We start from the raw sequence: 12632 nt of genomic DNA, 5'->3' as shown, positions 1-12632 counted from the left end.
CCACCTACTCTTTATAATCTAGACGTTCTTTTGTATATTGAGTTCTCAATTTTGTTGAGAAGATTCGGCTGTTGTGGGAAAAGGAGATGTCTCCTATACTTCTGAAAGGCACAATCCCTTGAACAGAATTGGTCATCCATGCCTCATCAGCTGATAGCAAATGGGAGACTGGATATCGCCCTACTTTTAGTGAAGCCTCCATCGTTTGGAGTGTTTCGATACAATATCGTCGAGTAACCCCATTTAAAATGCCTGTATCAAGTGATGGTGTATACATCACATCGCCTTTTCGCCAAAATACATTGGAGGTAATTCCTTCTGCCACATCATTTTCTTTTGTTAAAAAGATACCTTCTACCTTCGGATCATTTCCCACTTCTCTTTTCGCGAGCAGGTTGTTCATATAATGGTGAGACTTGAGACGCCTCGAACCTTCCGGGGTATTTCTCCTCGTTTGAAGAATAACTCCCTGTTTCTCATCTAAAACAGATTCGGGCCGGAATGGAGAGATCATGACAAACACGACAGGTTCTTCATAAGGATCGGCAGAAAATCCATTGCCCCTGCCCGCGGATACATTGAAGCGAATTCTCGCATGACCGCCGGCTATGTCGTTTTTATTTAGTAAAGTATGAATGATGTCGAGTACAAATGGTTTCTCTATTGTGGATTCGATGCAAAGGTCACGCAATGATTGATTGAGCCTTTCAAGGTGCCAATCTAACAGAAAGACTTGTCCTGCCAGGCTGGTAAATGTTTCGAATACACCGATGCCATATAGAAAACCATGATCAAAAGGAGAAAGAGTCGCGTCTTTCTCCTCTATATACTGACCGTTCAGATAAATGATCATGCGTTTACTTCATGCCCCTTTTTACGATAGGTTTCAATGAAATTTTTAAGCATTTCTTTTCCGAAGGACGTCATAATCGATTCAGGATGAAACTGTACACTTTCAATTGGCAGCTCTTTATGGCGAATGGCCATGAGCTCGCCTTCTTTTGTGCTGGCTGTTGCGTCAAAGCACTCTGGCAGCGTCTCGTTTTTGACAATTAATGAATGATATCTCGTTGCGACAAGCGGATTTTGGAGTCCAGTGAAGACACCTTTTCCGTCATGTTCAATCTCTGACGTTTTACCATGCATTAAGCGTTCAGCACGAACGACATCCCCTCCAAAGACTTGCGCAATGGATTGATGTCCTAGGCATACACCGAAAATCGGAATACTTCCCGCAAAGTGCTTGATTGCTTCCATACTAATTCCCGCTTCATCAGGACTGCATGGTCCTGGAGAAATCATGAGAAAATCAGGCTTGAGTTCTTCAATTTCTTGAATGGTTACTTGATCATTCCGTTTCACGATCAATTCTTCTCCAAGCTCACCTAAATACTGGACCAGGTTGTACGTAAATGAATCATAATTATCAATCATTAATATCATGCTCTGCTCACCTCTAACTCAAAATAGTCTCTTCTTTGCTCAACTGTAATGCTTTTTTCACTGCATAGGCTTTTTTAATCGATTCTTTGTATTCGTGCTTTGGTACAGAATCGATGACAATCCCAGCACCCGACTGCATAAAGGCTTTGCCTTCAGTGCAGTACGCCGTACGAATGACGATGTTAAAGTGCATATCTTGATTGAATCCAAACCAGCCTATAGATCCAGTATAAAGCCCACGCCTTGTTGGCTCAAGCTCTTCTATGATTTCCATTGTTCTCACCTTTGGAGCACCTGTAATTGTGCCTCCTGGGAATACGGCTCTCATGACATCTACTGCATCACAATCATCACGCAGTTCCCCCTGTACGTTGGATACAATGTGCATTACGTGTGAATATTTTTCAATCGCCATAAATTCGTTCACTCTTACTGAGCCATAAGTGGACACGCGTCCAAGGTCATTCCGCTCAAGATCCACGAGCATCACATGCTCCGCGCGTTCTTTTTCATTTTCAATGAGCTCTTTTGCCAGCGCGTGATCCTCAGCCTCGTCTTTGCCTCTTGATCTTGTACCCGCAATCGGTCTTGTTTCTAGTTGAGTTCCCTTTTTCTTAATCAACAGCTCTGGAGATCCACAAACAATCTGGAAATCAGGCGTGTGCAAATAAGACATATAAGGGGATGGATTGACTTGACGTAACGTTTTGTATAATTCATACGGATGTGTGTGGAGCTGTTCATCTTGTCTGATGGATAAATTCACTTGGAACACATCACCGCTTGCGATATATTGCTTAATCTTCTCTACTGCTTCTCCAAAGGTTTCTTCGGTAAAAGGCGCTGCTGGTACAAATTCTACAGAAGGTTCATGAACAGGTGATTGCACTGATTCATTTGCAGAGCTTGTCCACTTTTGCTTTAAATCTTCGAGTCTTTGATGAGTGTCACTCACAGGTTCCGCTCCCTCTGTGTGAGTAATCAGCCACAGCATGTTTTCTTCATGATCAAAGACCGCAACATCATTAAACACGAGAAAATAAAGATCTGGTGTTTTCAGGTCATCAATGGACAACATCTTAAAATGCTCAATATATCTAGCATAATCATAGCTTAAAAATCCAATCGCCCCGCCTTGAAAATCAGGGTATTCCTCATTCGTTTCAGTTTGAAGGGTTTGGAACCAATCCGTAAACGCTCTGAATGGATCACCTTCTTTGAACAGCACCTCATCTTGATAATGGATGGTTGTCATCCCGTCTTTACCCTTCGCTTTAGCAATTGGGTGAATACCAGCAATGCTGTAGGAACCACCGCGAGCACTTTCAAGCAGAACATGGTGTGTTACGCCAGCAGTTAATTGTTCGTATCTTTTCAAGAATGCATCTTTCGTAAAAGGAATTTTGATGCCCATCGGCCTGCGTTGTGTCATGTTATCATCCTTTTTCATTTTCATTAATCTTATTGTAATGCAATCCAATTTATTTAGAAAATAGTATTTGCTTTCCATCTACAAATTTCATAAAAAAACCCCAGCAAATGCTGGGGTAATTGGTTTAATCGAATTGATAAAGAGGTGTGCTGAGGTAACGCTCCCCATTACTTGGGATGATTGCGAGAACCTTTTTCCCTTTACCAAGTTTCTTCGCTGTTTGAAGTGCTGCATAAATGGCTGCTCCTGAAGAAATACCGCCAAGGATTCCTTCCTCTTTCGCTGCTTTTCTTGCAAGCTCAAATGCATCTTCGTTTTTCACTTGGATAATACCATCGTATACTTCCGTGTTCAAGATGGAAGGAATAAAACCTGCTCCAATCCCTTGGATTTTATGCGGGCCTGGCTTTCCGCCTGATAATACAGGTGAATCTGTCGGCTCTACCGCATAAAGCTGAATTGATGGGATGGCTTCTTTTAAGACTTCACCAGCACCTGTAATTGTGCCGCCCGTCCCAACACCTGCAATAAATGCATCAAGCTCGCCGTCAAACTGTTCAAGAATTTCTTTTCCTGTCGTACGACGGTGAATCTCTGCATTGGCTTCGTTGCTAAATTGCTGAGGCATGAAGTAACCGTGCTCTTCTGCCAATTCTTCTGCCTTTTTGATGGCGCCTTTCATTCCTTCTGCACCCGGTGTTAATACAAGCTCTGCACCATAAGCGCGTAAAAGGTTGCGACGCTCCTGACTCATTGTGTCTGGCATCACTAGAATGGCGTTAATTCCTTTAGCTGCCGCTACCATTGCAAGACCGATCCCAGTGTTTCCGCTTGTTGGTTCGATGAGCGTGTCGCCGGCTTTTAAAGTACCTTTCGCTTCAGCATCTTCGATCATCGCTAACGCAATACGATCTTTTACACTGCTGCCCGGGTTCATATATTCAAGTTTCAAGTAGACATCCGCACTGTCTTCATCTACTAAACGGTTTAATTTAACGACTGGTGTATTTCCTATTAGTTCAAAAACTGAATTTGCAATACGAGCCATCACTAACACCTCTATCTCCGAGTAATTTTATTGTATTAATATTAAATTATCAATTTCGAAAAATTTTGTCAATGCTTTTAGTCCTGCTCGCCATCGTAAAACCATGTGACTTTTGCTTCTTTCCACAGGGTTTTGACATTCGCCTTTTCACCTAGATCTTCCATAGCAATCTGCCTTTTGATCTGATTTTTGACTTCTTCATACGAGAAGGAGCGGCCATCTAATTTTTCTTTCAATTGAATAATGGCATACCCGTTTTTGGTCTCAATCGGTTCTTTTGTCCATTCATCTGGCTGAAGTTTTTGAGCTTCTTGTATGTATAGGGCTGGGATGCTTTCTTGTTCTTCTGTCACAAACCCAAGATCTCCGCCATATGGAGAGGTGTAGCGATCAATAGAGCGTTCAGCTGCCACCGCTTCGAAGCTAGATCCGCCTTTCAGATCCTTCAATACATTTTCAGCTTCGTCTTTTGTCTTCACGACGATATGACGAATACGGTATGAATCATCATATTGATATAAGTCCTTGTTTTTTTCATAAAAGGATTTCGCTTCTTTTTCAGAAACGACAGCATCTCTCGTTAAAAGCTGCTCCAATAAAATTTGATAACGAATCTGTTCTGTCCAATCTTTTTCACTCGTATGTCCATCTTCATAGAAATTATTAGATACCGCTTTAAGCATCAGCAATTCACGATTGATTTCTTTTGAGGACACTTCAAGCTTGTTTTCTTTCGCAAGCTGATTGACCACCTTCTGATTAATCATTTGCTCAAGTGTTGCCTTTCCATAGCGGTCTTCCATCTTCTTTAACCATTCTTGACGTGTCACCTTTTCTTTTCCAATCGACGCAATTTCTTCACCGCTCTTCCCGTTTGAAGAAGCCTGTGATATTTGCGACTTTGTTAATACATATGCAATAACAACGGCATTGATCATAAGCAACACGAGAATAAATGTCCATACCACTCTTGCTTTCAGTCTCATCTTTCGTCTCCTTTCCATTCTAAAAAGAAAACCCGCTGCTTAGAGCTTAGCGGGTTATTTCTTCACGTAGCTCTTCTAGCTCTTCTTTTGTAAATACATACGTTTCGTTACAAAAATGGCATTGAGCTTCTGCTTGTCCGTCTTGTTCAATCATATCGTCAATTTCGGCTTTCCCTAGGCTGATAATGCCATTAGCAAAACGTTCTTTTGAGCAGTTACAAGAGAATTCGACAGGTACAGTTTCTAAAATTTGAGGTTTTTCTCCGAGTACTTCTTCTAAAATTTCTTCTGGTGTCATCCCTTTTTCGATGAGTTTAGAAATGGGTTCAATGGTTGAGAGACGCTTTTCTAATCTTTCAATGACAGCATCTTCTGTTCCAGGCAGCAATTGAATGATGAAACCGCCAGCTGCGAGAATCGAGTTATCTGGATTGACGAGAACCCCTACACCTACAGAAGAAGGCACTTGCTCAGAAGAGACAAGATAATAAGTGAAGTCATCTCCAATTTCGCCTGAAACGATCTCCGTTTGTCCTGTAAAGTGATCTTTCAGCCCGATATCTTTCACAACACTTAACGTTCCAGATGTCCCGACTGCACGTCTAACATCCAGTTTGCCATGTTCATTTAGGTCAAAGTGGACTTGTGGATTTGAGACATATCCGCGCACCTGGCCCTTTGCGTTTCCATCAGCAATAATGGCACCGATTGGTCCACCGCCTTCAATTTTGACCGTTAATTTATTTTCACCTTTCAGCATAGCACCCATCATGACTGTGGCAGTCATTGTTCTGCCAATCGCTGCTGAAGCTGTTGGCCATGTATGGTGTCTTCTTTGTGCTTCGTTGATTGTATCTGTTGTGTTTGCAGCATATGCTCGAACTTTTCCGTCATATGCTAACGCTTTAACTAAGTAATCCATTCGATTTTAAACCTCCTATAATACACCGACACGATTACGTTCATAAATGAGTTGAAGTCCCTTTAATGTTAAGAACGGATCGACAATATCAATGCAGTCTGATTCATTTCCAATCAATGTCGACAAACCGCCTGTTGCAATGACTTTCGGTGTTTGTTTCGCTTGCTGCTTCATCCGTTTCACTATTCCCTCGACTTGCCCAACATATCCATAAAGGATGCCAGATTGCATCGCACTAATGGTGTTTTTTCCAACAATGTGATCTGGACGGACAATTTCAATTCTCGGCAGTTTTGCCGCTCTTGTATATAAAGCCTCTGTTGAGATGGTAATACCAGGTGCAATCGCCCCACCCATGTATTGTTTTTGTTCATTGATATAGCAGTAGGTTGTCGCTGTACCAAAGTCTACGACAATGAGAGGTGCCCCATAAAGGTGAATCGCCGCTACGGCATTCACAATTCGATCAGCCCCGACTTCCTTTGGATTGTCACACATAATGTTTAATCCAGTCTTCATTCCAGGCCCTACAATTTGGGGAGTTATGTGAAAGTACTTCTCGCACATTCTTTCTAATGCAAACATCATTGGCGGGACAACAGACGATATGATAATTCCTTCTATTTGGTCAAACATTAGGCCGACATAATCAAATAAAGACCTAATGGCCATACCAAATTCATCTTCTGTTTTATGACGGCTTGTTTCAATTCGCCAATGGTAGTTTAGATCGCCATTATGATAAACACCTAAAACGGTATTTGTGTTCCCTACATCTATCACGAGTAACAACTTCATCACCACTTTGAATAGTTTCTCAAAAAGAGCATTTTTCGACTTTCTATCATACCATACACGAATTGAGTTCCATTTGTAAACAATTCGAAACCGATCCATTCAGGAATTGAAATAAAAAAAGCTGCCGGTGATCCCGGCAGCTTTCACAGAAGGAGATTAGATCTCCTCGTCTTCTTCTTTTTTCTTGATGTTTACTTTCACATCATCATTTTTCTCTTCGTCATCTGCGTATACACGCTCTGGAAGCTTTCCAGTTTCGTAAAGAGATTTAATTTGCTCAGCATCTAATGTTTCAACTTCTAGAAGAGCTTGTGCGATAATTTCTAACTTATCTTTATTCTCAGTAAGAATTTGTTTCGCACGTTCGTAGCTCTCCTTAATGAAACGCTGAACTTCTTGGTCAATTTCGTAAGCGATCGCTTCACTATAATTCGGCTCGTTGTTGAAATCGCGGCCAAGGAAAACTTGACCTCCTTGTGCTTGACCGAATTGTAGTGGACCAAGTTTATCAGACATACCGAACTCTGTAACCATTCTTCTTGCAATGCCAGTTGCACGTTGGAAGTCGTTGTGAGCGCCTGTACTTACTTCGCCAAACGTAATTTCCTCTGCAACACGACCGCCGAGCAAGCCGACAATTTTATCAAGAAGCTCAGGCTTCGTTTGGAAATAACGGTCTTCTCTTGGAAGCATAACCGCATATCCGCCTGCCTGACCACGAGGAACGATCGTTACTTTATGCACCATGTCCGCTTCGTCTAGGATAAGACCAATGACGGTATGACCTGCTTCATGGTAAGCCACGATATTACGTTCTTTCTTCGAAATGACACGGCTTTTCTTCGCCGGCCCAGCGATGACACGGTCAGTCGCTTCGTCGATATCACGCATATCAATTTTCTTTTTGTTATGACGGGCAGCAACAAGTGCTGCTTCGTTTAGTAAGTTCTCAAGATCTGCTCCAGAGAACCCAGGTGTTCTGCTTGCAATGGCTTTCAAGTTCACTGTGTCATCAAGCGGTTTGTTTTTCGCATGAACCTTCAGTACTTCTTCACGGCCAATGACATCTGGGCGGTCAACCGTAATTTGACGGTCAAAACGTCCCGGACGCAGCAATGCAGGATCTAGGATATCTGCACGGTTTGTCGCAGCGATGATAATAATACCTTCGTTCGCACTAAAACCATCCATTTCAACAAGAAGCTGGTTAAGCGTTTGTTCACGCTCGTCATGACCACCGCCAAGACCTGCTCCACGCTGACGACCCACTGCATCAATCTCATCAATAAAGATTAAGCATGGTGCATTCTTTTTCGCATTTTCGAATAAATCACGTACACGTGATGCACCGACACCGACGAACATCTCGACGAAGTCAGAACCACTGATGCTAAAGAAAGGAACGCCTGCTTCTCCAGCAGATGCTCTCGCAAGCAATGTTTTACCTGTACCTGGAGGTCCTACTAGTAAAACCCCTTTAGGAATTCTTGCGCCAAGCTCCGCGAATTTACGTGGATCCTTCAGGAATTCAACCACTTCTACAAGTTCTTGCTTTTCTTCATCTGCACCGGCAACATCTTTAAATTTCACACGTTTCTTCTCTTCTGTGTAAAGCTTCGCCTTACTCTTACCAAAGTTCATGACACGGCTTCCACCGCCCTGAGCTTGGTTCAATAAGAAGAAGAACAGGATAAAGATGATGATGAACGGAATGATGGTTGTCAGAACTTGCAGCCATCCATTTGTTTCAGGTGCTGGTTCTACTTTTACATCTGTATTCTTCAGTGCACTGTAAATCTGGTCAACACCTTGACCATCTGGAACATGGGTAATGAAGTATTCATCTTTCTTCGCGCCATCTAATTGACCACGAATTTCATAAACCCCTCTTACAGGCTGAATGGAGATACTCTCCACTTTTCCCGCACTTAGATTTTGCGAAAATTTGCTGTAAGACATGTTCTCAGGCTTTTGATTAGGGGATCCTAACCAACTGACTACCCCTATCACAAGTAATAAAATAAGTATATAAAAAATCGTATTACGAAAAACCCGATTCATTCCTTACCTCCTCCCACAGTAAGCACAACTATGTTCAATAGTATCATAGAAAATCATTCCAATACAACCAATAACCTCATGTATACGCATGCCGATTAGCCCTCGTAAACAGATGGTTTTAACACTCCAATATACGGGAGGTTTCGGTAACGTTCAGCGAAATCCAATCCATAGCCGACAACAAATGCATCTGGTACTTCAAATCCAACATAATCTGCTTTGATGTCTGCTTTACGACCACTTGGTTTATCAAGCAATGTCACAATTTTTATGGAGTTTGCTTTACGGTATCGGAAAAGCTCTACCAGATAGCTCAAAGTTAACCCACTGTCGATGATATCTTCCATAATTAAAATATCTCTTCCTTCAACAGAAGTATCTAGATCTTTAATGATCTTTACTTCTCCTGAAGATACGGTAGATTTTCCGTAGCTAGATACATCCATAAAATCAAGTTCTAAATATGTATCAATGTGTTTGATCAGGTCTGCCATGAATGGAAGAGCCCCTTTCAAAACACCAATAGCCAGGGGAAATTCACCATCATAATCGCTGGTTAATGTTGCACCCAGTTCCTTCACTTTTTGCTGGATCTCTTCTTCTGAGATCAAAACCTTTTCAATATCTTGTTTCATGCTTTTGCTTGCCCCCTACAAATTTTCATGCTGTCTATATTGTAATACAATGAGATCGCTGTTTGTCATATCAATTTCTTCAAAAACGGATTTTTTCAGACCTGGGATCCAGATGATTTGATGATCCGAGTCAGTGACGATCGGCCAGCTGTCTCTTTCTGCAAGAGGCACTTTTTTATCAATAAATATATCCTTCACCTTTTTTGATCCATTCATCCCTTTAAGTTTGATTCGATCACCATTTTTTCGTGAGCGAATGATCAAAGGGAAACGAACACGATCTTTTTGAAGCAAGAAAAAATGGTTTCCGTTCCGTGCATCCTTCGGAACATGATTTGATACCACGATAGACTGCCCATTTGGAAGGAAAAGCTCCTCTCCAACCTCACCCTTTAAGTGAAGAGCATAAGACTGGTCTAGTACAAGCGATCGTTCAAAGGTAAACATACAGTAATCATAAGATTTGACAGCTTGTAAACCTTTTGGCAAATCTAATGATCCAGACGGTTGTTCAGTATGAGATAACCAGTCCAAAGTCCCTAGAATATGCTGGTTTGAAAACGCTGATTGAGTGTTTTCATAAAGATAGTTTAATATTAGTTGAATGCCTCTTCTTTGTAAAGGCAAAGGCAGGTCAAGCAAAGGCTTCGTTTTAATCTTAATTTGCTTAGGCGATTGATTCGTTATCACTTGGTTCATTTGTTCCTTTGTTAATGCCTGCAAGTATTGCTCATCTTCAGTCAGCATGTCACTTACAAACTGAAAGCTTTCATGTACATGAGGTGCCTCTTCTTTTAACACGGGAAGAATGTGTCTTCTTATCCGGTTTCTCAAGTAGTCATCTGTGTGATTACTTTGATCAATGACATAGGGAATATGTGCTTGTTCACAAGCGGTCAGCACGTCATCCTTGGAATATCCAATGAGCGGCCGAATCAGCCATCCATCTTGATAAGGACGTTTTGCTTGGATACCGGCAAGTCCTATTCCAACAGTCCCTCTCGCAAGCCGCATCATCATTGTTTCTACTTGGTCGTCCCCATGATGTGCAAGCGCTATAAATTGAGCTTTGTATCGCTCCATCAATTGACGAAAGAAAGCATATCTGCACTCTCTTGCAGCTGCCTGTTTGTTTAAGTGGTTTTCTTTTGCATATTGGGTAACTTGTATGCGAGCCGATTCAAAAGGAATTCCTTGCTCCTTGCAGTATGCCTCAACAAATGCCAAATCAGCAAAGGATTCTTCTCCTCTGAACATGTGATCTACATGGGCTGCAATCAGCTGAAAGGAACCTTTTCGACGTTTGTTTAGTTCATGCAGCAAAAGCATGGAATCTGGTCCGCCAGAAACCCCGACAATGACTGTCGTATTTTCAAGGTAAACATCATGTTTTTTCAAAAATGATTCAATTCTATTCACAACTTCCTCCTCACAAAGAGCAGGTAATTTAAAGATATACATATCCTATCACTTTCAGTAGCTCCAAGCAAAGATGAAGCCTGCTTTTTTACAGGTCTATAGCAGGAACAAAACGACATATGCACAGTAAAGAGCAAGTACACTGCACACGATAAGAATCGTTTCAAAAAGCCCACCTGATTTTTTGCGTACTTGTGTTCTTTTTGCTGCTGCAACTCTCGATCGTGAAGTCACCTGTTGGTTTTGTTGATCAGCTGGCCTTTGCCCATTTTTTTGCTGTTGCTTCTTTTGACTCGCTTTTCTTGAAGCGATCAGCTGGCCTTCTTTCAGCATCGCACTCTTCATTGCCGCCGCTGATTGATATTTACCTTGTAGAGCAGCCTTTAACACCCTTTCATATCGCTTTAACAAAGGATGTCCTTCAATGGCTCTGTAAAGCTGCTTTTCCGGTTCTACTCCTTTTTTGAATTCTTTCTTATACGCACAATTCACCATCACCATGCTTAAGGCAAATAGATCATAGGATGGCTCTGCCTTTCTTGTACCGAATCCCCAATAGCCTCGATCAAAAAACTCTGTATATTCCTTGATTGCTCTGCCTGCTTTTGTCGTTCCCCCTACATCAATGCACCGGATCGTGGCTGGGGGACCTGACACAATAAGATTGTCTGGCTTCAAGTCACCAAAGATCCACCCTTCTTGATGTAAATGAGCTAGGTTAGATAAAAGCTGAACCATTAAAACGACGATCCATTCATCACCTTTTTGTTTGACAAAATCAAGCAGTAATGGGCCTCTGACATACTCCATTACATAAAAGGAACGCTTTTGAAGCATGCCGGGATAAATCGCATCATCCATATCATAAAAAGAAGGCCCCATGGTTTTCACAGGAGCCTTAGAAAAGGATTTTAATACATTGACTTCAGATGCAATGAGCATACTGTCATCACTCACTTTAAGGGCTACTTGACCATTTGGCGATTCGGCTAGATAGACAATACCGTTCGCCCCTTTTCCCAGCTCTTTTACAATGCGGTAATGATGGTGATGCCATTTCCCATGAATCACCGTGCCTAACGGAATGTTAGAAACCGAATTCATCATGCTCTTCCTTTGCTTCAAGCAGCCCTTTACGCGAACGAACTGATTTGAAATGCTGGAGTGCTTCTCGAAGCGCTGGTCCAGTTGGGGTGATTCCCCCCGTGGTCAGTTTCGGGAAAATAGATGATAGTGAATCGAATCGAGGCGTCCAATTCAACACAATTTCAGCATCTGAGTTTTTCCCGGGAAATATACACATTCCAAACTGATTTTCACCAATTCTTGAATTTAAACTAATGGATAGATCAATGAGTGCTTCTTTAACGGTCGGAAGCTTCGGTTTCATACTTGCACTTGTATCAACAAGCACAAGCACTTGAAGATGAACCGTCTCTCCTAACTCATCAACTACTTCCATCACTTCCCCGCGTTTATCAGGCGGAAGCTCTTCAATTTCAGTGTCCTTGCCAAGTATTTGCTGCAATTCTTTATTCACAACACCTTGCAAGGTTTGTGTCATCGCTTTTTTTGTAACCATTTGTACCGTTTGAGATAACTGTTGGACGTAGACCACTTGATGAATGCCTCCACCTGCGAGAGCAATTCCTTCAACTTCTTTCATTGCTTCATGATCGTGTCTGTTTTCCTCCATAATGCCAATAACATTGACTGTAATCCCTTGTTCCTTTGCCAATGAGGCAATCGCAAGTGGATCTTCCCCGTGATTTGAGCAGCCATCTGTAATCAATAAGATTTGGTTTACGTGACCTTTTCGCATCTTCATTCCTCCTGGGATCGTACTGAATGCTTTATATCCCCATCATCGCCAGAAGAAATTCATATT

General features: G+C 41.9%; 11 protein-coding genes and 1 pseudogene. All 12 read right to left on the bottom strand.

Annotated elements, in window-relative coordinates; all coding sequences use genetic code 11:
* Positions 1 to 4: 4 nt before the first annotated feature.
* The 12 genes and pseudogenes from pabC to GPS65_RS17065 all read right to left on the bottom strand — a co-directional run bounded on the left by pabC (position 5) and on the right by GPS65_RS17065 (position 12566).
* A complete protein-coding gene (pabC, locus tag GPS65_RS17120; protein ID WP_012008676.1) occupies positions 5 to 853 on the bottom strand; it encodes an aminodeoxychorismate lyase in 849 nt (282 codons plus the stop codon).
* Positions 850 to 1443: an aminodeoxychorismate/anthranilate synthase component II gene (gene pabA, locus GPS65_RS17115; protein ID WP_012008675.1), complete on the bottom strand. Its 594-nt coding sequence runs from the start codon at positions 1441 to 1443 to the stop codon at positions 850 to 852. The genes pabC and pabA overlap by 4 nt, the downstream gene beginning before the upstream one ends.
* A gap of 13 nt (positions 1444 to 1456) precedes the next feature.
* Positions 1457 to 2875 (bottom strand): anthranilate synthase component I family protein, encoded by a 1419-nt coding sequence (locus tag GPS65_RS17110; RefSeq protein WP_012008674.1) that lies wholly within the window; start codon positions 2873 to 2875, stop codon positions 1457 to 1459.
* Positions 2876 to 2999: 124 nt separating this feature from the next.
* The gene (cysK, locus tag GPS65_RS17105) at positions 3000 to 3923 is read right to left on the bottom strand and encodes a cysteine synthase A (RefSeq protein WP_012008673.1); all 924 of its coding nucleotides are present in this window, start codon (positions 3921 to 3923) and stop codon (positions 3000 to 3002) included.
* A 77-nt stretch (positions 3924 to 4000) separates the two neighbouring features.
* Positions 4001 to 4903: a peptidyl-prolyl cis-trans isomerase gene (locus GPS65_RS17100; RefSeq protein ID WP_238389168.1), complete on the bottom strand. Its 903-nt coding sequence runs from the start codon at positions 4901 to 4903 to the stop codon at positions 4001 to 4003.
* A 52-nt stretch (positions 4904 to 4955) separates the two neighbouring features.
* On the bottom strand, positions 4956 to 5831 hold the full coding sequence (gene hslO / locus GPS65_RS17095; protein ID WP_012008671.1) for an Hsp33 family molecular chaperone HslO: 876 nt from the start codon (positions 5829 to 5831) through the stop codon (positions 4956 to 4958).
* Positions 5832 to 5846: 15 nt separating this feature from the next.
* Entirely contained in the window at positions 5847 to 6623 is a 777-nt protein-coding gene (locus GPS65_RS17090) for a type III pantothenate kinase (protein WP_008341820.1), read from the bottom strand.
* Between the two features lie 162 nt (positions 6624 to 6785).
* Positions 6786 to 8690 (bottom strand): ATP-dependent zinc metalloprotease FtsH, encoded by a 1905-nt coding sequence (gene ftsH, locus GPS65_RS17085; RefSeq protein WP_012008669.1) that lies wholly within the window; start codon positions 8688 to 8690, stop codon positions 6786 to 6788.
* 95 nt (positions 8691 to 8785) lie between these two features.
* The gene (gene hpt, locus GPS65_RS17080; RefSeq protein ID WP_012008668.1) at positions 8786 to 9325 is read right to left on the bottom strand and encodes a hypoxanthine phosphoribosyltransferase; all 540 of its coding nucleotides are present in this window, start codon (positions 9323 to 9325) and stop codon (positions 8786 to 8788) included.
* Positions 9322 to 10744: pseudogene (tilS, locus tag GPS65_RS17075) on the bottom strand (tRNA lysidine(34) synthetase TilS). Before tilS ends, hpt begins: the two are co-directional and overlap by 4 nt.
* Before the next feature lie 96 nt (positions 10745 to 10840).
* Positions 10841 to 11848, bottom strand: coding sequence for a protein kinase domain-containing protein (locus tag GPS65_RS17070; protein ID WP_119124321.1), 1008 nt, complete (start codon positions 11846 to 11848; stop codon positions 10841 to 10843).
* On the bottom strand, positions 11832 to 12566 hold the full coding sequence (locus GPS65_RS17065) for a vWA domain-containing protein (protein WP_003217969.1): 735 nt from the start codon (positions 12564 to 12566) through the stop codon (positions 11832 to 11834). The genes GPS65_RS17070 and GPS65_RS17065 overlap by 17 nt, the downstream gene beginning before the upstream one ends.
* Between the last annotated feature and the right edge of the window lie 66 nt (positions 12567 to 12632).

It is taken from the genome of Bacillus pumilus (assembly GCF_009937765.1).
Classification (GTDB): domain Bacteria; phylum Bacillota; class Bacilli; order Bacillales; family Bacillaceae; genus Bacillus; species Bacillus pumilus_O.
Note: the sequence above shows the minus strand (reverse complement) of the source record. Positions and strands in the feature narration are given on the sequence as shown.

What these genes read in the sequence shown, in the direction of transcription:
- pabC (WP_012008676.1), bottom strand. Translation starts at nt 853, where the DNA reads ATGATCATTTATCTGAACGGTCAGTATATAGAGGAGAAAGACGCGACT.
- pabA (WP_012008675.1), bottom strand. Translation starts at nt 1,443, where the DNA reads ATGATATTAATGATTGATAATTATGATTCATTTACGTACAACCTGGTC.
- GPS65_RS17110 (WP_012008674.1), bottom strand. Translation starts at nt 2,875, where the DNA reads ATGACACAACGCAGGCCGATGGGCATCAAAATTCCTTTTACGAAAGAT.
- cysK (WP_012008673.1), bottom strand. Translation starts at nt 3,923, where the DNA reads ATGGCTCGTATTGCAAATTCAGTTTTTGAACTAATAGGAAATACACCA.
- hslO (WP_012008671.1), bottom strand. Translation starts at nt 5,831, where the DNA reads ATGGATTACTTAGTTAAAGCGTTAGCATATGACGGAAAAGTTCGAGCA.
- ftsH (WP_012008669.1), bottom strand. Translation starts at nt 8,690, where the DNA reads ATGAATCGGGTTTTTCGTAATACGATTTTTTATATACTTATTTTATTA.
- hpt (WP_012008668.1), bottom strand. Translation starts at nt 9,325, where the DNA reads ATGAAACAAGATATTGAAAAGGTTTTGATCTCAGAAGAAGAGATCCAG.
- GPS65_RS17070 (WP_119124321.1), bottom strand. Translation starts at nt 11,848, where the DNA reads ATGAATTCGGTTTCTAACATTCCGTTAGGCACGGTGATTCATGGGAAA.
- GPS65_RS17065 (WP_003217969.1), bottom strand. Translation starts at nt 12,566, where the DNA reads ATGCGAAAAGGTCACGTAAACCAAATCTTATTGATTACAGATGGCTGC.